This window comes from Pseudomonas sp. 10(2024) (assembly GCF_045164175.1).
Classification (GTDB): domain Bacteria; phylum Pseudomonadota; class Gammaproteobacteria; order Pseudomonadales; family Pseudomonadaceae; genus Aquipseudomonas; species Aquipseudomonas alloputida.
Map to the genome: position 1 here is coordinate 3,227,976 of NZ_CP174006.1, position 19,900 is coordinate 3,247,875.

Annotated in this window: 16 protein-coding genes and 1 pseudogene; 10 read left to right on the forward strand and 7 right to left on the reverse strand. The window is 63.1% G+C overall.

Annotation, left to right across the window (positions count from 1 at the left end):
- Window positions 1–13 precede the first annotated feature (13 nt).
- Window positions 14–694, forward strand: coding sequence for a response regulator transcription factor (locus ACI7M0_RS14550; RefSeq protein WP_010953809.1), 681 nt, complete (start codon window positions 14–16; stop codon window positions 692–694).
- The gene (locus ACI7M0_RS14555) at window positions 672–2,063 is read left to right on the forward strand and encodes a HAMP domain-containing sensor histidine kinase (protein ID WP_129932500.1); all 1,392 of its coding nucleotides are present in this window, start codon (window positions 672–674) and stop codon (window positions 2,061–2,063) included. Before ACI7M0_RS14550 ends, ACI7M0_RS14555 begins: the two co-directional genes overlap by 23 nt.
- Before the next feature lie 292 nt (window positions 2,064–2,355).
- Here ACI7M0_RS14555 and cysS read toward each other — a convergent pair whose 3' ends face one another.
- Complete coding sequence (gene cysS / locus ACI7M0_RS14560; protein ID WP_104887522.1) at window positions 2,356–3,738, reverse strand: cysteine--tRNA ligase; 1,383 nt, start codon at window positions 3,736–3,738, stop codon at window positions 2,356–2,358.
- Between the two features lie 9 nt (window positions 3,739–3,747).
- Window positions 3,748–5,451, reverse strand: a complete 1,704-nt coding sequence (locus ACI7M0_RS14565) for a glutamine--tRNA ligase/YqeY domain fusion protein (RefSeq protein ID WP_010953806.1) — start codon at window positions 5,449–5,451, stop codon at window positions 3,748–3,750.
- Window positions 5,452–5,699: 248 nt separating this feature from the next.
- On the opposite strand from ACI7M0_RS14565, the gene ACI7M0_RS14570 reads away from it, so the two are divergent.
- Both ACI7M0_RS14570 and ACI7M0_RS14575 read left to right on the forward strand, forming a co-directional pair.
- Window positions 5,700–6,200 carry a peptidylprolyl isomerase gene (locus ACI7M0_RS14570; protein WP_010953805.1) on the forward strand — a complete coding sequence of 167 codons (501 nt, stop codon included), beginning with the start codon at window positions 5,700–5,702 and terminating at the stop codon, window positions 6,198–6,200.
- Window positions 6,197–6,919, forward strand: coding sequence for a UDP-2,3-diacylglucosamine diphosphatase (locus tag ACI7M0_RS14575; protein ID WP_020193813.1), 723 nt, complete (start codon window positions 6,197–6,199; stop codon window positions 6,917–6,919). The genes ACI7M0_RS14570 and ACI7M0_RS14575 overlap by 4 nt, the downstream gene beginning before the upstream one ends.
- 81 nt (window positions 6,920–7,000) lie before the next feature.
- Here ACI7M0_RS14575 and ACI7M0_RS14580 read toward each other — a convergent pair whose 3' ends face one another.
- Complete coding sequence (locus ACI7M0_RS14580; RefSeq protein ID WP_129932501.1) at window positions 7,001–9,313, reverse strand: acylase; 2,313 nt, start codon at window positions 9,311–9,313, stop codon at window positions 7,001–7,003.
- A gap of 196 nt (window positions 9,314–9,509) precedes the next feature.
- Between ACI7M0_RS14580 and ACI7M0_RS14585 the strand changes: the two genes are divergently transcribed.
- Window positions 9,510–9,884: a hypothetical protein gene (locus ACI7M0_RS14585; RefSeq protein ID WP_010953802.1), complete on the forward strand. Its 375-nt coding sequence runs from the start codon at window positions 9,510–9,512 to the stop codon at window positions 9,882–9,884.
- Between the two features lie 36 nt (window positions 9,885–9,920).
- Here ACI7M0_RS14585 and ACI7M0_RS14590 read toward each other — a convergent pair whose 3' ends face one another.
- The gene (locus tag ACI7M0_RS14590) at window positions 9,921–10,109 is read right to left on the reverse strand and encodes a hypothetical protein (protein WP_003248064.1); all 189 of its coding nucleotides are present in this window, start codon (window positions 10,107–10,109) and stop codon (window positions 9,921–9,923) included.
- Window positions 10,110–10,260: 151 nt separating this feature from the next.
- Between ACI7M0_RS14590 and ACI7M0_RS14595 the strand changes: the two genes are divergently transcribed.
- The 4 genes and pseudogenes from ACI7M0_RS14595 (at window position 10,261) to ACI7M0_RS14610 (ending at window position 12,753) form a co-directional block, all read left to right on the forward strand.
- Window positions 10,261–10,719 carry a hypothetical protein gene (locus tag ACI7M0_RS14595; protein WP_012052540.1) on the forward strand — a complete coding sequence of 153 codons (459 nt, stop codon included), beginning with the start codon at window positions 10,261–10,263 and terminating at the stop codon, window positions 10,717–10,719.
- Window positions 10,720–10,970: 251 nt separating this feature from the next.
- Window positions 10,971–11,413: pseudogene (locus tag ACI7M0_RS14600) on the forward strand (Mor transcription activator family protein).
- A gap of 65 nt (window positions 11,414–11,478) precedes the next feature.
- On the forward strand, window positions 11,479–12,123 hold the full coding sequence (locus ACI7M0_RS14605) for a DUF2589 domain-containing protein (protein ID WP_064490732.1): 645 nt from the start codon (window positions 11,479–11,481) through the stop codon (window positions 12,121–12,123).
- Between the two features lie 75 nt (window positions 12,124–12,198).
- A complete protein-coding gene (locus ACI7M0_RS14610) occupies window positions 12,199–12,753 on the forward strand; it encodes a DUF2589 domain-containing protein (RefSeq protein WP_019437142.1) in 555 nt (184 codons plus the stop codon).
- A 19-nt stretch (window positions 12,754–12,772) separates the two neighbouring features.
- Here ACI7M0_RS14610 and ACI7M0_RS14615 read toward each other — a convergent pair whose 3' ends face one another.
- The 3 genes from ACI7M0_RS14615 to ACI7M0_RS14625 are packed head-to-tail and all read right to left on the reverse strand — an operon-like array spanning window position 12,773 to window position 18,889.
- Window positions 12,773–16,447, reverse strand: a complete 3,675-nt coding sequence (locus tag ACI7M0_RS14615) for a translocation/assembly module TamB domain-containing protein (RefSeq protein WP_129932502.1) — start codon at window positions 16,445–16,447, stop codon at window positions 12,773–12,775.
- A complete protein-coding gene (locus ACI7M0_RS14620; RefSeq protein ID WP_104962883.1) occupies window positions 16,444–18,186 on the reverse strand; it encodes an autotransporter assembly complex family protein in 1,743 nt (580 codons plus the stop codon). The genes ACI7M0_RS14615 and ACI7M0_RS14620 overlap by 4 nt, the downstream gene beginning before the upstream one ends.
- A gap of 52 nt (window positions 18,187–18,238) precedes the next feature.
- Window positions 18,239–18,889, reverse strand: coding sequence for an N-acetyltransferase (locus ACI7M0_RS14625; protein ID WP_004576713.1), 651 nt, complete (start codon window positions 18,887–18,889; stop codon window positions 18,239–18,241).
- A gap of 162 nt (window positions 18,890–19,051) precedes the next feature.
- On the opposite strand from ACI7M0_RS14625, the gene xthA reads away from it, so the two are divergent.
- Entirely contained in the window at window positions 19,052–19,864 is an 813-nt protein-coding gene (xthA, locus tag ACI7M0_RS14630) for an exodeoxyribonuclease III (protein WP_129932503.1), read from the forward strand.
- Window positions 19,865–19,900: the final 36 nt, after the last annotated feature.

A 19,900-nucleotide genomic window follows, 5' to 3' on the forward strand; every position in this document is an offset into this window, starting at 1 on the left:
CCCAGGAACCAGCATGCCTCGCGTACTGACCATCGAAGACGACGCCGTCACCGGCCAGGAAATCGTCGCCGAACTGACCAGCCACGGTCTGGAAGTGGATTGGGCCGACAATGGCCGGGAAGGCCTGGCCAAAGCCATTGCGGGCGGCTACGACCTGATCACCCTGGACCGCATGCTGCCCGAGGTCGACGGCCTGACCATCGTCACCACCCTGCGCAACCTCAAGATCGCTACGCCGATCCTGATGATCAGCGCCCTCTCCGACGTCGATGAGCGGGTGCGCGGCCTGCGTGCCGGCGGAGACGACTACCTGACCAAGCCGTTCGCCTCCGACGAAATGGCCGCGCGAGTCGAGGTATTGCTGCGCCGTAACAGCGTACCCACGACCCAGACCCGCTTGCAGGTTGCCGATCTGCAGCTGGACCTGATCAGCCACGAGGCGCGCCGCGGTGACAACACCCTCAACCTGTTGCCCACCGAGTACAAGCTGCTGGAGTACCTGATGCGCCACAGCGGCCAGGTGATCACGCGGATGATGATTTTCGAGGAAGTCTGGGGCTATCACTTCGACCCGGGCACCAACCTGATCGACGTGCACATCGGCCGCCTGCGCAAGAAGATCGACTCACCCGGCCAGTCGCCGCTGATCCGTACGGTACGGGGCTCCGGCTATGCCATTGCTGAACCCGTCTAAAGGCTGGAGTTCTTCTACCAGCCGCCTGCTGGCGCTGTACAGCTTTCTGTTTGTGGCCTGGAGCAGCATCCTCATGGGGGTGCTGTACTTCGAGGTCTCCAGCTACCTGAACAAACTCACCCGTCATTCCATGCTGCAGCGCCAGCACCTGTTCGCCCACATGAGCGGCAAGCAACTGGACGACGCCCTGATCGCCAGCCAGGCCTTCGAGGAGCGCAGCTTTGACGCCTACGGCCTGTTCGATAACCAGCTCAACCCGATTGGCGGCACCGTGCGAGCCCTGCCCCCAGAGCTCAAACTGGATGGCAAGATCCATGAGCTGGAACGCTGCCTGGATGCCGACGACCCACGTATGCCCCGCGACAGCTGCGACGCGGTGGCAATCAAGGTACAGGATGGCCGGTGGCTGGTGCTGGTGCGTGACAATGGCTCGCTGTTCGTGGTTACCCGTATCATCCTGCACGCCCTGCTCTGGGGCATCTCGCTGACCCTGATCCCGGGTTTTGCCGGTTGGTACCTGCTACGGCGCAGGCCGCTCAAGCGGATACGGGCGATCCAGGCCCAGGCCGAACTGATTGTCGCCGGCGACCTGACCCACCGCCTGCCACTGTCGGCCCGCCGCGACGAGCTGGACATGCTTGCGGCGATCGTCAATGCCATGCTCGACCGTATCGAACGGCTGATGCACGAGGTCAAGGGTGTGTGCGACAACATTGCCCATGACCTGCGCACACCGCTGACCCGCCTGCGCGCCCAGCTGTACCGTATTCGCCAGCAAAGCGACGTGGACTCTGCGCAAGCCGAAGCGCTGGACCAGGCCATTGGCGAAACCGACACCCTGATGGCGCGCTTTCGCGGGTTGTTGCGCATCAGTGAGCTGGAAGACCGCCAGCGCCGCGCCGGCTTCATCCAGCTTGACCCGCATGAGCTGCTGGTAGAACTGCATGATTTTTACCTGCCATTGGCCGAGGATGGCGGCATTCAACTGCAATTGCACCAACCTGCGCAGCTACCGGCGTTGCACGGCGACCGCGAACTGCTGTTCGAGGCCTTGGCGAATCTGGTGGGCAACGCGATCAAGTTCACGCCCGAGGGTGGTCGGGTGCGCATCACCGCCACGCAGGATGACAGCGGCGTGCACATGGCGATCGAGGATAGCGGGCCTGGTATTCCCGAAGCCGAGCGCACGGCTGTACTGAAACGGTTCTATCGCAGCGATGAGGGCCACCGCCATGCCGGCTTCGGGCTGGGGTTGTCGATCGTGGCAGCGATCGTCGACCTGCATGGCTTCGGGCTGGAGATCGGCGAAAGCGAATTGGGTGGGGCCAGGCTGGTATTGCACTGCCCGCTTGCGGGTCTAGGCAAATAAAAGCTGGGGCCGCGTTGCGGCCCTTCGCGGGCACGCCCGCTCCCACAGGTTGGCGCGACATTTCAAGTGTGCGCTATCCCTGTGGGCCAGGCTGGTATTGCACTGCCCGCTTGCGGGTCTAGGCAAATAAAAGCTGGGGCCGCTTTGCGGCCCTTCGCGGGCACGCCCGCTCCCACAGGATTGGCGCGACATTTCAAGTGTGCGCTATCCCTGTGGGCCAGGCTGGTATTGCACTGCCCGCTTGCGGGTCTAGGTAAACAAAAGCTGGGGCCGCTTTGCGGCCCCAGTTACTTCAGTCAGCCAGACGCCAGGTAGTCGTGCCCTTGCTGTCTTCCAGCACTACACCCATGGCGGTCAGCTGATCGCGAATGCGGTCAGACTCAGCCCAGTTCTTGTCCGCACGCGCCTTCAGGCGCGCCTGGATCAAGCCCTCGACTTCAGCCGCATCGACCTTGCCTTCGGCACCAGCACGCAGGAAGTCATCGGCCTCCAGTTGCAGCACACCCAGCACATCACCCAGCTCGCGCAGTCGACCGGCCAGGCCAGCAGCAGCCTCCACGTCGCTGTCGCGCAGGCGGTTGATCTCGCGCACCAGGTCGAACAGGACCGCACAGGCTTCGGGGGTGCCGAAGTCGTCGTTCATCGCCACGCTGAAGCGCTCGACAAACGCTTCGCCACCCTTGGCCGCCACCCGTGGCAGGCCGCGCAGGGCGTGGTAGAAGCGCTCCAGCGCGCCCTTGGCGTCACGCAGGCTGTCTTCCGAGTAGTTGATCGCGCTGCGGTAGTGGCTGGCCACCAGCAGGTAGCGCACCACCTCCGGGTGGTACTTCTCGAGCACGTCGCGGATAGTAAAGAAGTTGTTCAACGACTTGGACATCTTCTCGCCGTTGATACGGATCATGCCGCAATGCATCCAGGCGTTGGCGTACTGCTTGCCAGTAGCCGCCTCGCTCTGGGCAATCTCGTTCTCGTGGTGCGGGAACTCCAGGTCGCTGCCGCCACCGTGAATGTCGAAGCTCTCGCCCAGGCAGCAGGTGGACATGACCGAGCACTCGATGTGCCAGCCCGGGCGACCCGGGCCCCATGGCGATTCCCAGCTTGGCTCGCCCGGCTTGACGCCCTTCCACAGGACGAAGTCGAGCGGGTCCTGCTTGGCTTCGTCGACCTCGATGCGTGCACCGATACGCAGGTCTTCGATCTTCTTGCGCGACAGCTTGCCGTAGCCGACAAACTTGCCGACCCGGTAGTACACGTCGCCATTGCCTGGCGCGTAGGCGTACCCCTTGTCGATCAACGTCTGGATCATCGCGTGCATGCCGGCGATATGGTCGGTGGCACGCGGCTCCTGGTCTGGCGGCAGAATGTTCAGGCGGCGCTCGTCTTCGTGCATCGCGTCGATCATGCGGGCAGTCAGGGCGTCGAAACTTTCGCCGTTCTCGTTGGCCCGGTTGATGATCTTGTCATCGATGTCGGTAATGTTGCGCACGTAGGTCAGCTCATAGCCACTCTTGCGCAGCCAGCGGGTGACCAGGTCGAAGGCCACCATGCTGCGGCCATGGCCCAGGTGGCAGTAGTCGTACACGGTCATGCCGCACACGTACATGCGCACCTTGTTGCCATCCAGCGGCTTGAAGGTTTCCTTCGCTTTGCTCAGGGTGTTGTAGATGGTAAGCACGGCGGTTCCTCAGCTGCCCCAGGAGTCACGCAGGGTGACAGTGCGGTTGAACACCGGGCGGCCCGGCTGGCTGTCTTTCAGGTCGGCGCAGAAGTAGCCTTCGCGCTCGAACTGGAAGCGGTCCTCGGGCTGCGCCTGGGCCAGCGACGGCTCGGCACGGCAACCGCTGAGCACTTGCAGCGAAGCAGGGTTGATGTTGTCCAGGAAGCTGCCGCCCTCCTCGGTCTTTTCCGGGTTCGGCGAGCGGAACAGGCGGTCGTACAGGCGCACTTCGCACTCGACGCTGCCCTCGGCCGGCACCCAGTGGATCACGCCCTTGACCTTGCGGCCTTCAGGGTTCTTGCCCAGGGTGTCGGGGTCGTACGAGCAACGCAGTTCGACGATGTTGCCGTCGGCGTCCTTGATCGCTTCGTCAGCACGAATCACGTAGCTGCCGCGCAGGCGCACTTCACCGGCCGGTTCCAGGCGCTTGTAGCCCTTCGGCGGTTCTTCCATGAAGTCGTCGCGGTCGATGTACAGCTCGCGGGAGAACGGCAGCACACGCACGCCCATGTCTTCCTTCGGGTGACGTGGCAGCTCAAGCTGCTCGACCTGGCCTTCCGGGTAGTTGGTGATGACCACTTTCAGCGGGCGCAGCACGCACATCGCGCGTGGCGCGGTGCGGTCCAGGTCGTCACGGATGCTGAACTCGAGCATCGACATGTCGACCACACCGTCGGAACGGTTGGTGCCGATCATTTCGCAGAAGTTGCGGATCGAAGCCGGCGTGTAGCCACGGCGACGGAAGCCGGACAGGGTCGACATGCGTGGGTCGTCCCAGGCGTCGACGTGCTTCTCGTCCACAAGCTGCTTGAGCTTGCGCTTGGAGGTAATGGTGTAGTTCAGGTTCAGGCGGCTGAACTCGTACTGGCGCGGGTGTGCCGGCACCGGCAGGTTGTCGAGGAACCAGTCGTACAGCGGACGATGCCCTTCGAACTCAAGGGTGCAGATCGAGTGGGTAATGCCCTCGATGGCGTCCGACTGGCCGTGGGTGAAGTCGTAGTTGGGGTAGATGCACCACTTGTCGCCGGTCTGGTGGTGGTGAGCATGGCGAATGCGGTACAGGATAGGGTCGCGCAGGTTCATGTTTGGCGAGGCCATGTCGATCTTGGCCCGCAGCACACGCTCGCCGTCCTTGAACTCGCCGGCCTTCATGCGGGCGAACAGGTCGAGGTTTTCTTCCACGCTGCGCTCGCGGAACGGGCTGTTCTTGCCCGGCTCCTTGAGGTTGCCGCGGTATTCCTTGGCTTGCTCGGGAGTAAGGTCGCAGACGTAGGCCTTGCCGCGCTTGATCAGCTCGACCGCCCAGTCGTGCAGCTGGTCGAAGTAGTCGGAGGCGTAACGCACGTCGCCGCCCCACTCGAAGCCCAGCCATTTGACATCGCTCTGGATGGCGTCGATGTACTCCTGGTCTTCCTTGGCCGGGTTGGTATCGTCGAAACGCAGGTGGCAGACGCCGCCGAATTCCTTGGCCAGGCCGAAGTTGACGCAGATCGACTTGGCGTGGCCGATGTGCAGGTAACCATTGGGCTCCGGCGGGAAACGGGTGACGATGCTGCTGTGCTTGCCCGAGTCCAGGTCGGCCTGGATGATCGGCCGCAGGAAGTTCGCAGGGACAGCGGGGGCGCCTTTGGCAGCGGCGTTGGGCGCGTTGTCGGCAGTGGGCTTGCTCATAGGATCCTTGAATGCGTGTGTCCAGCCTGGGTAGGCCGATTGAATCAAAGGGCCTATCATAGCCGAAGCAGTCAAGCTGCTGACAGCCGCGCCCGGACAAACTGATGTGATTTATCACGGCTTTTTGCCGCAGCCTGGCAAAATGGCCAGTGCGCGCCATGTGTCGCGATCGCCTGATCCTGCGTCTGGTGATAACCCGCGCCCTGCGCACCCTAATTTCTGATTGCCTTGAAAGAGCGAGTTTCAGCATGTCCAAAGTCAAACTGAGCACCAACCACGGCGACATCGTCCTGCAACTGGACGCCGAGAAAGCGCCGCTGACTACCGAAAACTTCGTTCAGTACGTCAAGGACGGCCACTACAATGGCACCGTATTCCACCGTGTGATCAAAGGCTTCATGATCCAGGGCGGCGGCTTCGAGGCCGGCATGAGCCAGAAGAAAACCCGCGCCAGCATCCAGAACGAAGCCGACAACGGCCTGAAGAACAAGAAGTACAGCATTGCCATGGCCCGTACCATGGAGCCGCACTCCGCCTCGGCGCAGTTCTTCATCAACGCCTCCGACAACGACTTCCTCAACCACAGCGGCAAGAACGTGCAAGGCTGGGGTTATGCCGTATTCGGTGAAGTGATCGAAGGCCGTGAAGTGGTCGACGCCATCGAAAAAGTGGCCACCGGTTCCAAAGCTGGCCACCAGGACGTACCAAAGGACGACGTGATCATCGAGAAAGCCGAGATCATTGAGTGATTCTGCTGATCTCTGATCTGCACCTGCAAGAAGAACGCCCGGATATTTCCCGGGCGTTTCTTGATCTGCTAGACGGCCGCGCCCGCCATGCCAAGGCCCTGTACATCCTTGGTGACTTCTTCGAAGCGTGGATTGGCGACGATGCCATGACGCCCTTCCAGCAGTCGATCTGCCAGGCCATGCGCCGGCTGAGCGACAGTGGCACGGCCATCTACCTGATGCATGGCAACCGTGACTTCCTGATTGGCCAGGCCTTCTGCGATGCTGCAGGCTGCACCTTGCTGAGCGACCCCAGCGTGATCGAGCTGGGCGGTGAACAGGTGCTGCTGATGCACGGCGACACCCTGTGCACCCGCGACCTGGGCTACATGAAGATGCGCCGCCTGCTGCGCAATCCGCTGAGCTTGTGGATCCTGCGCCACCTGCCGCTGTCGGCCCGCTACAGGCTGGCGCGCAAGCTGCGCAATGAAAGCCGTACACAAACGCGGATGAAGTCCACCGAGATTGTCGACGTCACGCCGGAAGAAGTACCCAAGGTGATGGCGGCGCATGGCGTGCGCACTCTGGTGCATGGCCATACCCATCGGCCGGCGATTCACAAGCTGGTGGTCGACGGCCAACCGGCACGGCGTATCGTGCTGGGCGACTGGGATCGCCGCGGTTGGGCCTTGCAGGTTGACGAGCAGGGCTTTCAGCTGGCGCCGTTCGAGTTTTCCTGACATTACAGGGTCTCGCGGGCAAGCCCGCAGCCCCCTGTAGGAGCGGGTTTACCCGCGAATGGGCCGGCGCAGGCTGACGCCTCAGGGCTGGCTGACTACCGCCCCCTTGTCCCGCTCACTGATCACCACTTCCCGGTACTCAGGGTCTGCCTTGATCTGCGCCTCGGTAAACGGGATCAGCGCCAGCTGTTTGGCCGCAAAGGCCTTGGTCTGGTCACTGGCATGCGCCGAAGCCTTCTCACTCGACTGGGAAAACGCAAGCAGGCCACGGGCTTCTGGCCCCTTGTCGGTGAAGCTGACCAGTTGCAGGTAGCTGGTCCCGCTCACCACCAGCCGCTTGCCCTGCCCGTGCGGCACGCTGTAGATCGCGTTGTACACCCCTAGCGCCTGCGGGCCGCCCGGTACCGGCGTGCCATCAAGGGCCTGTTGCACCTGCCCCCAGCGCGCCGCCCCGGCAACGCCGCTTTCACTGACCTGCTTGAGCGACGCCAGTGCTGCCTGATGTACCAGCCTGCTCACCGCCGCCTGCTCGACAGCCAGGCCGCGCGGGGTGTGCTGCGGGTCGGCCGGGTTGAATGCCACTCGCCAGCTTTCCGGGTGCTCGGCCAGCGCATTGAACAGGTTCTGGAAGTGCACCAGGCCCATACCACTGTCGAGGTCGGCCTTGCCGTTCCAGGCGGCCAGGCTGCTGCACACGGCCTGCACATCTGCGCTGGCGCCCTTGCACCATTGCAGCAGGTCTGGCAACACCAGGCTGGCCAGGTACACCTCGTCATCGGTGACCATGCGCTGCAATTCATCTACACCTAACCGGGCTTTGCCCTGTAGGCGTTGCAAGGCAAAGCGGCCACGCATGCCCAGTGGTTGGTCATTGCGGCTGACCAGTGGAGAGTATCCGGTCAGCGGCTGCGCCGGGTTGGCCATCCAGGCCGGGTCGTTGGAGTTCTGTACGAAGTCTTCGCGCTCCAGGCTTGGCAGCAGCCGCGCCGGGAAGATGCCCGGTTGCGCCGCCTGCGCGTCAACCTTCCACTGGCATGCGCTACGCGAGCCATCCAGCACCACCAGGCGCCCTTGCGCCTGCGGGTTGCTGCAGGTATCCAACAGTTGCTGGTCGACATAGGGCACTACCGACTGATTCAGGTACAAGGCCCGCCCTCCCTGATCCACGGCCAGCGTGTTGACCCAAGGGATACCTTGCAACTGCTCGACCGATCCCTTCAATGCCGCCAGGCTGTCCGCTCGGTTGATCTGGTACCACTGCTGCAATACCCGCGAGTTCTCGAGGTTGGCGTCTCGCACGCTGTAGGCTGCCTGCGCGTCCCAGTCCAAGCGGCCTGGCCATTGCACCACCGGGCCGAACTGCGAACTGTAAACCTGCCGCTCAATCTGGCTCAGGCTGCCATCCGTGCCTTTGACCGCGACACGGATGGTTTGCCGGGCCATCGGCAGCGACTTGCCATCGAGCACATAGCGGGTCGGGTCTTTGGGGTCGAGTTGCAGGCGGTAGAGCGTGAAGTGCTTGGAGGTGTCGACGGTGTGCGTCCAGGCCAGGTGCTGGTTGAAACCAATGTTGACCACCGGCAGGCCTGGTAACGCCGCGCCCATCACATCGAGCTGACCGGGAATGGTCAGTTGCATCTGGTAGAAGCGCATGCCGCCCATCCACGGGAAGTGCGGGTTGGCCAGCAACAGGCCGCGGCCATTGGCTGAGCGCTGCGCGCCTACTGCCACTGCATTGCTGCCACGCTCCGCGGCGAACCGCTCCTGCCGGACCAGCGCGGTGGCAAAGCCCGCTGACGATTGCTGACGGGCCAGCGTTGGCGGTTGCGCCCCTGCCAACGCCTCGACGAACTGCCCGACACCGCCCTCGGCCAGTAAACGGCGGGTCAGTTTGACCAGATCCTGGCTGCTGATGGGGCGCACCCACTCACCATCGCCACACTCGGCGGGCAGCCCTTGACGACGGCGTTCGACCAACGCCCGGTTGTAGCCGCTGGCGTAACCCGCCAGCAATGCCTGCACCGGCGCGGGTTGCGCCTGCAGGAAGGCATCGACCGCCGCTGGGCTATTGAGCCAGGTGAAGAACAGGTCGCTGGTCAGGTTGTCACGCTGCTCCAGGGTCTGGCCCTTGGCGCCGAAATAACGTGAGCGCTCACCGCTCACGGTCAGCACTTCATTGGCGAGCAGGCATAGGTTGTCCTGGGCGTAGGCATAGCCGACGCCATAGCCCAGGCCACGCTCATCCTTGGCCACGATATGCGGTACGCCGTAACGGGTGTAACGGATCTGGGCACTGGCATCGGCTGGCGCGGGCTGCGCCTGCACACCGACGCTGAAGGCCACCAGGGCAGCGGCCAGGCCGGCGCAGGTCATGGGACGGCAAAGTGGAAACACGGGCACTCCTCGGGTTCGGGGGTCATCCCGATCAGACGAATGGCCAGATGAATATTTTACGTATTACAAGGCGATGGAACGTCTTGATGAGAAACAGGCATTTTTTTCACGAATGGGTTGCAGTTTTTGCGTGCTCATTCGTCCTAGTAAGTGAGCCACCCACATTTCGGGTTCGTCCACGAAAAGGAGCATTCGCATGTACAACCCGCAAACCTCGGTCCAGGCCGGGCGCGTCCCAGGCAAAACGTCCAAGGGACAGGACGTGTTTGCTGAAGAACGAATCGGCAACGAACAGATCCGCGAGCTGTTGCGCACCTTCGGCCTGCGCACCAGCCTGATCCGCCTCAAGGTTATCGACGCCTTGCACGCCGCCGACCGCAATGGCCGCAGTATTGGCGTGCGCGGGGTGCACGCACAACTGGAACAACTGGATATCCCGCTGTCGTTCCTCAGTGTGCGTGAAGTGCTCAAGCGCCTGTGCACCGAAGGCGTCATACAACTGGGTAGTGACAAGTGCTACAGGCTCAACCCCCAGGCGCGCGCCGTACTGGAGCAAACACCCTCGCGTTGAGCGCATGGCCGGCCATACCTGGCCGGCCCGCGCAGATCAGGGCTTGACCTTGCGCCGCAGAATGCCGTTGATCACCACGACCACCACGGCAATGGCGATGGCCAGCATCTGGAAGGTCTGCTCACTGATCGTGCCCTGCTTCTGCAGGTGGGACAGGCCCAGCATCAGGCCCAGTACCACCAGGATGATCAGAAGTGAATATTTGAGGCGCTGCACGTGTGTCATCGAATGTTCCTTGCAACATCAGGGGCAAATGGCTCGCAACGAGCCGCGGCAATGATACAACGGTCACCGCCCCCGGCGCTGGATTTCCTGCTGGGTGGGGTGACGTCAGCCTGAAAGCATGGGGCTTCCTAGCACCCACGCCGGAGGCACCATGTACAAACCCCTGCTGTTCGCATCGCTGTTACTGACCCCGCTCTCCCTTCATGCACTGGACACCCAGCAGACGCCGACCGAACACCTGCTCGAACTGGGCCGCGAGTTGGCCACCCATGCCGGTGCCAGCCAATGGCAACAACTGTGGCAACGCGTACGCCAGGCCGGCTACCTGCAGACCGACGCCGCACCGGTACATTTCAGCGTGCCCACAGCCCGCTTGCCCGACCTGGCCCGACAAACGCTGGCGCAGGCCGACCAGGCACAGCCACTGAATCAGACCCAGGTACTGTACCGCCGCCATTTTGCCGACCAGGTCATCGGCCAGCGCAACGGCCAGCCGTTGCACGCGCTGTGCCTGCTGGTCGATTGGCGCACGTTGCCGCCGGGCATGCGCGCCACCCCTCAAGCCTATCTGGGTAGCGCCAGCTTGCTGAGCAGTTACCCGTGCGATTGAGGGGTGCTGTACCCACTGCGCATCATCGCCAGCGCCCCGACAGGAAACCAAGAGGCGCAGCCAGATGTCCACGCCATTTCCTACAGCGCCAGATATCGCTGCCTGCAAATCCTGTTCACCGAAGCTACAACCCCCAACCCATATGCCGCCTAGCGACGCGCCTCGGCTGTCGCACAGAATTTGCTCACACCTTCGACACAACGCCGCGGGTGATCGGGTCGCACATCCCATCCACCCCGAAGGAGCGCCATATGCAAATGCCAGATTTGAGCCAGATCGATATCAGCCAACTGCCCCACTCGCTGCAGGCCCTGATCGACTGTATCGGCATCGAAAACGCCTACCAGCTGACCTGCGCCTACGGCGGCAGGCCCTGATCGACTGTATCGGCATCGAAAACGCCTACCAGCTGACCTGCGCCTACGGCGGCAGGCCCAAGTACATCCCCAAGCACCGCGAGCGCACCAAGCTCGCTGACGTGCTGCCGGCCGAAGCGCTTGACGCACTGATCAAGCGCTTTGCCGGGGTCGCCCTGGAGATCCCCAAGGCTGACCACTTTCTGCGTCAGCTGCGCAACCAGCAGATCCAGAAGGAAAGCGCCAACGGTTTGTCCCGCAGCCTGCTGGCCAACAAGTACGGCCTGAGCCTGCGGCAGATCGGCAACATCCGGCGCCAGGAGCTTTGCGAGCGCTGACGCCCGAACACCTTGGCAGCTATTCGCGGCTGCCTTAACTCACTACACAGAGCGAGCTTCCCGATATGTCGATAGATAACAGCCTTATAGGCTCCGTGATCAATGCCCTGCCGATGGACCGCATGATCGCCGGTCCCTTGCAGGCCATGGTCCAGGCGCAGGTCACCGCCAGCAAATCGTACGCCGACTTCCTGATGCAGGTATGCGTCCAGGATGGCAAGGCAGTGGCCATCCAGTTCGACTACGACGAAACCATCGTCGACGAACAGGGCGAATACAAAGGCGTGGTCAGCAAGACCATGAAAGTGCCGCTGATGGCGGCCATTACCCACCCGAACATTTCCATCGAAGAGGGCACTGTAGAGTTCGAGCTGGTTATCAACCAGATGTCGGAAGATGTTTCCAGTAAGGACATGAATGCAGAAGTTACCGGCTCACTCGGATGGGGGCCGTTCAGGCTGAACGTGAAAGGCAGCGTGAGCCACAAATCCACGCAAACCCGCAAAACAGATACCCGCGCCCGCTATGCCTTCAACACGACCCTGAAGCGTCAGGAACCGCCCGAAGCGATGATGAGGGTAATCGAGTTCCTCACTGATGCCGCGACCAAGCCAACCGTTGTCCGAACCGCCGAACTGGAAAGCCCGGACGAAATATCCCAGGCGGATACCTTGAAACGGCCCGCGCCTGCGAACCTGGCGACCCCGTAAGACACTGGCACTTGACCCGACAGCCCCTCCTGCCGGTAGTGGGAGGGGCACACCCTGGCCTGAGGAGTCGAATCATTGCAAAAGCCCCCCGCCCCCATGACCTCCATTGACCTGCGTGAAATTACCCGTGGCCTGCAAGAAGCCGCCAGTGCCACCAACAGCCTGATTGCCCAGCAGTACATCAACCTGTTCGACCAGTTTTTCGAGTGCGACACCGAGGCGCTGGGCGCCCCCATGAAAGCCAAGATGGTCGAGGTGGCCATGGATGGGCAGCACATCATGCGCGTCCCCCTGTTTGCGCTGGTGTCACCGAAAGGCCTGGCCCTTGAGCGCATGCAGGTCGACCTGTCGGTAAGGGTCAAAGGCACCGAGGCGCAGCAGGCACTGCTGACCGCAAGCGAGAGCAAGGCCGCGAGCTTCAAGGTCACCATTGGTGGCCAAGGCCGCCAGGGCGAAAACCGCGACCCCGACGAAGTGCAGATCCGCATGCAGTTCCAGGCGAGCGAACCGCCAGAGGCCCTGAACCGGTTGATCGAGGAATACACCAACCTGATCGTCCCGGTACGCGCCACCCCCCCACCGCCCTCACCCGACACCAACGAGTTCATCGAGGCGGCCACCGTCCGTTGATGGCCGCCACGCTGCGGGCCTAGAAGTCGCGCTTGTAGAAGATGTCCAGTGAGCTTGCCAGCCCACTGGCGGCCTCGAGGTAGACCTTCTTGCTCAGCTTGTAACGCAACGCGATCGTGTTGGCCGGTTCGAACACGCCCACCCCGTAACGAAGGCTGAGCTTCTCGGTGATGTTACCGCTGGCGACCACGCTGGTGCTGTTGCCAGAACCTTCGGTATCCAGTTGAAAGTCATCGATCCCCAGGCTCGACGCCAGGCTGCCGGTAATGCCGGCGCTCCCGGCAAGGCCCAGGCCCAGCGCCGCCTCGGCGAGCATGTTGTTATCTTCGCCGGTATTGCCCAATGGCCGGCCCAAGACCAGGTACGAAAGCGCCTGCTCCTGGCTCATGGCCGGCTCCGAGAACACTTTGGTCGTCGGCTGCTCGGCGCTGCCGCTCAGGCGGATACCGGCTATTACATCGTCAACCTTGCGGATCGCTTCGATGTCCAGATACGGCTGGTCGATCGGGCCGGCGAACAGCAGACGCGCCCGGCGGATGGTGAGGCGCTGGCCGTAGGCACGGTAGCGGCCGTCTGCCAGGCTCAGTTCGCCACGGGTATCGAGGTTATCACCGATGTGCACATGACCCAGCAGGTTGGCAGTCAGCCCGAAGCCGCTGAACGACAGCTTGTCGCGGCCGACTTCAACATCGATGTCCATGGCCATGGCCATGGGGGGTTTGCCTTCCTCGGTCTGATGACCGACGATTACCGTGTCATCCGACACCTTGACCGTGGACGGCGGCAGCTCACGTACAGTGATCTTGCCCTTGGGTACCTGCACCTTGCCGGTCACCGCCAGCTTGTCATCGATCAGGCGCAAGGTCAGGTCCGGGGCAACTTCCAGTGTGGCGTAGGGCTCGATCGCGACCGGCAGTTGCTGGCCTTGCAGACGCACGTCCATGCCCAGTGCCTGCCCCCAGGTGAGGTTACCGCTCAACTGGCCACGTCCCGCCTCGCCACTGCGCCAATTGCCGTTGAGCTGCACCTGCTCGCCGGCAATCAGCGCCTGCAATGACAGGTCCTGAAGGCTGGCCGGCAGCTCGGCGCCACTGACTTCGCCACCGCTGAGCATCAGGTTGCCGTTGACCTGAGGTGCCAGCAAGGTGCCTGAAAGCCGACCACTGCCATTGAGCTGCCCGGCCAGGCGTTCGACCATGGGCACGAATGGGCGGGCCACCGACAGGTCCAACCCGGCCAGCCGGAAGTCACCCGACAACGGTTTGTTCTTGCCCAGCGGATCGAGCCGGGCGTTGACGTTCAGCTCACCCAGGCGCTCACCGCGAAACGCCAGGCGCGTATCGATACGCCGCGGTGCCAGCGTGCTGTCCAGCCGCAGGGTCTGATAAGGGAAATCGATCCAGCGGCCTTTGTCGCGCACGCGCAGGGTGCCGCCACTGGCATCGACAACGACAGTGCCCTTGGGGCCGCTGGCCGGGATGTCCAGGTTGATGTCGGCATTGAGCAGGCCTTGCCAGGCAAAGTCCTTCGGCAGCCACTGGGCCAGGCTGCCCAGCGGGAACTGCTTGAGGTGGTAGCGCAGGCGCGGTTCGGGGACCAGTCGCTGGTCGTCGCCACACAGGCTTGCCTGGCCGGAGCGCCAGCAGTGGGCCCCGAAGTCGAGCTGGCCGCTGGCCAGCCGCTGCAGGCGTGCAGGCGCCTGCAACTGCCAGTCCTGGCCACCGGCCTGGATTCGGCCCGTGGCCAGGCGCCCGCGCCAGTCACCTTTGTTCAACTGGCCATCCAGGCCAAGGTCGAGCTTGAGCTGCGGGCCGCCCAGCGCCAGGGTCAAGGCCTGTTGGCGAATGTCGCCCTTGCCGTTGGCCTGCAACGTGCCCAAGGCTGTGTCACCCAGGTGGATACCGGTTGCCTTGAGCTCGACTACACCGCGTTGGGTGTTGTCCAGGCGGGCATCCAGGTCCAACTGCTGCAGGCGGTTTTCGGCCTGGGCCAAGCGCTGGCCCTGCAGGGTGAGCGTACCTTGCGGGGCCTGCAAGGTGCCGGCGACATCCAGCCGGCCCTTGACCCGGCCTTGTAGCCTCGGCCACAGCTGGCCCAGGCGCGGCAAGTCAAGGTCGATTCGCCCAGCCAGGCGCTGTTGCAAGCTGCCACTGCCGTTGATGCGGTTGTCACCCAGCTGGATGGCCAGTGTGCCCAGGGTCCAGTTTTGCCCCGCCCCCTGGGCCTCGGCCTTGAGCATGGCTGGCTGGCCACGCAGGCGGCCCTTGAGGTCAAGCTGGGCATCCAGGGTAAGCGTATCGCCTTTCAGTTCGCCTTTGCTGCGCAGTGGCCCCGCCAGGGTACCCGGCAGTTCGGCCAGCCAATAGGCCGGGTCGAGCGCGGAGAGCTGCAGGTCGACATCCCAGGCCAGGGTGTCGGCAAAACGTACGGCGACACTGCCGGCTGCCTTGCCTTGGCCGGCGGTCAGCGCCAACTGCGGCAGTTTCACCTGGGTGAGGTCACCTTCGAACGGGCTGGCGATGCTGAACGCTCCCGCCGGGCCGTCCAGGTCCCCCGTGAAAGTCCCCTGGTAATTGCCATCGCGATAATGCACCTGGGTATTGAAGCGCTTGAGGGTGACTTCGGGCGGGGTCTCCAGTGGGTACAGGCGCAACCACGGGAAGTCCTGCCAGTCCAGCTGCGCATCGGCGCTCAGGCCTTGCTGCCAGTCAGCCGTGGCTTGCAGCTTGACCCGTTGGCTGTCGCTGGCGGTCAGGTCCAGGGCATCGAGCCTGGCGCCTTTGCTGTCGACCAGACCGGACAGGAGCAAGGCGATCGGTGACTGCTCGGCCGGCAGGCTGGCCTTGCCGAACAGTTTATAGCCATCGAGCAGATCGCCCTTGGCATCGAGCTCGAGCGCGTTCAATTGCAGGGTGTCAGGCAACGCACCAGCCGGCTTGAATGCCTCGGAGCGGATGTGCAAGGTCGCCGGCAGGTGCTCGGACAGTGCCTGCAACTGCCCGCTCAATGTGGCATCGAGGTAACCACTGCTGGTGCCGGCGAGTTCCAACGTCTTCTGCAATTGGCCATTGGCCGTCAGTGCCAGTTGCCAGGGTTTTTCGTCTACCGCAGGCAACTGCAATTGCGCCTGTAGTGTTACCGGCCAGTCGCCTTCGGGTTGCAGGTCGCCCTGTAGGCTCAGTTGCAGGTCGTCGCGCAGCAGCCGCAGGCTGTCGATGCGTATCCCGCTGTTGGTCCAGTGCGCAGCCAGTTGCAAATCGCCAAGCAGATCGCTGCCATCCAGGCGCAGCTGCCCGACCTTGACCTCGCCCAGTTCGATGGCCAGCGGCAAGCGCAGGGTCGGCAATTGCAGCGGGGCGCTCTCAGTGGGTTCGGTGCTTGGCGCAAAGGCCATGTCAATGCGGTCTGCCTGCAACCGGTCAATGCACAAGGTCGCGCGCAGCAAGCAAGCAGGTGACCAGGCCAGCAACGGCGCCTGCATCTCTACCGTGCTGCCGCCGTCGGCCCAAGTCAGCCGGCTGGCCTGCCAACTGCCCGCCAGGCGACCCTGGAAGTCGGCCACTTCAAGCCCGGGCACCTTGCCCAGTACCCAGCGGCTGCCGGCCTGGGTACCCAGCAGCAAGCCGAGCACCAGGCCCACGCTCGCGACGCCCCCCAACAGGCCCAGTGAAGTAAATTTGATTACGCGTTTCACAGCTCGGGCCCCATGGAAAAGTGCAGGCGAATGCCCCCTTCGTCATCCAGCGCCTTGGCCAGGTCCAGGCGCAGCGGCCCGACCGGCGATACCCAGCGCACACCAAAGCCGACACCGGTCTTGAGGCTGGGCAGCTCCAGGTCGTTGAACGAGTTGCCTTGGTCGACGAACGTCGCGACCCGCCATTTTTCGGTCAGCGAATACTGGTACTCGACACTGCCTGCCACCAGGTAGCGCCCGCCAATACGGTCACCGTCGCTGTTCTTCGGCGACAGGGTCTGGTAGTCGTAACCGCGCACACTCTGGTCGCCACCCGCGAAGAAACGCAGCGACGGCGGAATGTTGTTCTTGAAGCCATTGGTCGCACTGCCACCAAACTGTACGCGCCCGAGAAAGCGGTGGTTGTGGCCGAGCGTGGTAAGGCCTTTGAGCAATACGTTGCCGTGCAGCAGGTTGGTGTCGGACACCAGCCCTTCCTTGGCACCTTGAACATCGAACTGCAGGCGATAGCCGTTGTGCGGATCGATACGGTTGTCACTGCGCAGGAAGGAATAGCTGACGCCTGGCATCAGCAGGTTGCTCAAACCGGAGTCGTCACCCAGGCGATATTCTTCGCGTTGGTACTTGAGCGAAATCACCCGCTGCCAGCCACTGGGCAGCTTGCTGTGCCACTCGGGGCCGACCGTCAACAGCTTGCTGAGCGTGTCGGTGCCGGCAAGCTCCTCGTTCTGGTAGCCACCGGCAAAGCGCAGCTTGTCGGTCAGCGGCGGATCAAGCGGAATGTCATACCACAGGCCGACGTTCTGGCGCGGGGCCGACAGTTCGGTTTCCCAGCCATAGCTGTGGCCTTGTGGGTTGACCCAGTGGCGGGTCCAGTTGGCCTTGCCGCGCGGCCCGACGTCGGTCGAGAAGCCCAGGCCAAGGCCCATGGTGCGTGGTTTACGGGTTTCCAGGTGAACATCCACCGGGACTTCTTCGCCCACAGCAGCAGTGGGCGCCGCATCCACGCGCACGCCTTCGAAATAGCCGCTCGATTGCAGGTCGTTGTTCAGCTCTGCGACCAGTTCCGAGTCGTAAGGGGTACCCGGCTTGAACGACACCATGCGCTGCAGCAGGTCCTCGTCCAGCGGTGTGTCGCCCCCGAAGGTGACGGCGCCCAGGCGATAACGCGGGCCACTCTGGTAGACCAGTTCGATATCCGCCACACCGGCTTGCGGGTCGACGGCCAGGCGCTGGCTACTGAAGCGCCCACTGAAGAAGCCATAGCGCGACGCCTGGTTCTGGATCAACCGCTTGGCATCCTCGTAATGGCCGTGATTGAGTTGTTCACCCGCCCGCAGCGCCTTGCTGTCAGGCACGCGGAAGGCCTTCATCTCGCTGGCTGGGCCCTCGATGCGCACGGTCACGTTGCGCAGGCGAATCGGTTCGCCCGGGTTGATGCTGATGATCAGTTGTGGGGGATGGTCTGCGTCGCTGGCGGGCTTGACCTCAGTATCGATCTGCGCCTGATAGTAGCCAAGTGCCTGCGCCGCTTTGCGCGCCTGCTCCTCTGCCCCGCGACTGAAGCGCAAAAGTGCTTCTTCGTCGCGGTCACCCAATGTGCCTATATAGCCTTCGACATTGGCCTTGAGCGCCTTGTTGGCCGGCTTCACCTTCACCAACAACTCGCTCTGGCCCCATGCTGCGAAACTGGCGACCCAGAAAACCAGGCCCCAGGTCAATCTTCCTGAATACGTCATGCGGCGCATGCTACCAGAGCCGGGCGCTCAAGGGAGCCGCCTGGCGGCCTGTTCAGGCAAAAGCGGGTTTTGAAGAGACTGGATTAGGATGAAAGAACACCCTCTCTCGGATCGGTCCTACAGCTACTTCGCCAATTTCCTCATAACCCTGACGCTGGTAAAAAGCCAGGTAGTGCTCGTTACCGGTGTCCAGCACCACCCCTTGGGTGCCTGGGTCTTCCGCGCACCAGTCGTGCACGGCTTGTAACAATTGCTCGCCGTAGTGCTTGCCCTGAAATTGCGGATGCACCCCCAGCAAAGGCAGCACATGCACCTGGTCAGTGGGCAGACAGCTGGCCAACGCAGCCTGGTAGTCCATGTAGCGCCGCGTACAGCGCAGGCCGGTACCCAGCATCATGCGCAGGCGCCAGGCCCAGCTGTCGGCCACGCCCAGCCGGCGCTGCGGCGGCACGATCAGGGCCAGGGCAATCAGGCGGTCCTCGACCAGCAGGCCAATGGCGGGCAGTTGCAGGTAGAAGTGCTGGCGCACCCATTCGCGCACCATCACCCGCAGGCGCCGCTCATACCCCGGGCGCTGAGCTTCGAAGATATAGGCGAAGGTGGGCTCGTGGCGGTAGGCGTTGTACAGCAGCGAACGTGCCTCGCGGCTGTAACCATCGTCGAGCAGGCAGACACGGGCCGGGGCGGCTGTGGTTTCGGGCATTGCGGAAAGACCTCCTGGAATGGGCGTTCAGTGCCTTGGAGGTGCCCCAGCGCGCTTCGTTCACCCCCAACAGCACGTTAGCAGCAGGCTCGCCTGGCCGCCATGCTGGTGATGCAGGTCGATGTCGGCTAGCATCGCGCCTTTTACCGGGATTGTCTTTCCATGAAGATCGTCTGTTTCAACATCAACGGCCTGCGGGCCCGCCCGCATCAGCTGGCGGCGCTGATCGAAAAGCACCAGCCGGACGTGATCGGCCTGCAGGAAACCAAGGTCAGCGACGATCAGTTCCCGCTGGCCGACGTGCAGGCACTGGGTTACCACGTGCACTACCATGGCCAGAAAGGCCACTACGGCGTGGCCCTGCTGTCGCGCCAGGCGCCGCTGAGCCTGCACAAGGGCTTTGCCACCGACGAAGAAGATGCCCAGCGCCGCTTCATCTGGGGTACCTTCGCCGATGCTGACGGCAGCCCGATCACCATCATGAACGGCTATTTCCCCCAGGGTGAAAGCCGCGACCACCCCACCAAGTTCCCAGCCAAGCAGCGCTTCTACAGTGACCTGCAGGCACTGCTGGAAAGCCAGTTCCGCAACGACCAGCCAGTGCTGGTGATGGGCGACATGAACATCTCGCCGCAAGACTGTGATATCGGCATTGGCCCGGACAACGCCAAACGCTGGCTGAAGACCGGCAAGTGCAGCTTCCTGCCGGAAGAGCATGAGTGGATGGAACGTTTGAAAGGCTGGGGGTTGGTAGACAGCTTCCGCCACCTGTACCCGGACGTGACAGACCGTTTCAGCTGGTTCGACTACCGAAGCCGCGGCTTCGAGGACGAGCCCAAGCGCGGCCTGCGCATCGACCTGATCATGGCCTCACAGCCGCTGGTGCCGCGCATCAAGGCAGCGGGCGTGGACTATGAGCTGCGCGGGATGGAAAAACCGTCGGACCATGCGCCGATCTGGCTGGAGTTGAGCTGACTCTGGTGACGGGCCCAAGGTGCACGCCTTGGGCCC

Bases quoted from the DNA above. Each gene is read 5' to 3' on its own strand.
- ACI7M0_RS14550 (WP_010953809.1), top strand. From the start codon at position 14: ATGCCTCGCGTACTGACCATCGAAGACGACGCCGTCACCGGCCAGGAA.
- ACI7M0_RS14570 (WP_010953805.1), top strand. From the start codon at position 5,700: ATGTCCAAAGTCAAACTGAGCACCAACCACGGCGACATCGTCCTGCAA.
- ACI7M0_RS14555 (WP_129932500.1), top strand. From the start codon at position 672: ATGCCATTGCTGAACCCGTCTAAAGGCTGGAGTTCTTCTACCAGCCGC.
- ACI7M0_RS14595 (WP_012052540.1), top strand. From the start codon at position 10,261: ATGTACAAACCCCTGCTGTTCGCATCGCTGTTACTGACCCCGCTCTCC.
- ACI7M0_RS14590 (WP_003248064.1), bottom strand. From the start codon at position 10,109: ATGACACACGTGCAGCGCCTCAAATATTCACTTCTGATCATCCTGGTG.
- xthA (WP_129932503.1), top strand. From the start codon at position 19,052: ATGAAGATCGTCTGTTTCAACATCAACGGCCTGCGGGCCCGCCCGCAT.
- ACI7M0_RS14605 (WP_064490732.1), top strand. From the start codon at position 11,479: ATGTCGATAGATAACAGCCTTATAGGCTCCGTGATCAATGCCCTGCCG.
- ACI7M0_RS14620 (WP_104962883.1), bottom strand. From the start codon at position 18,186: ATGACGTATTCAGGAAGATTGACCTGGGGCCTGGTTTTCTGGGTCGCC.
- ACI7M0_RS14565 (WP_010953806.1), bottom strand. From the start codon at position 5,451: ATGAGCAAGCCCACTGCCGACAACGCGCCCAACGCCGCTGCCAAAGGC.
- ACI7M0_RS14585 (WP_010953802.1), top strand. From the start codon at position 9,510: ATGTACAACCCGCAAACCTCGGTCCAGGCCGGGCGCGTCCCAGGCAAA.
- ACI7M0_RS14625 (WP_004576713.1), bottom strand. From the start codon at position 18,889: ATGCCCGAAACCACAGCCGCCCCGGCCCGTGTCTGCCTGCTCGACGAT.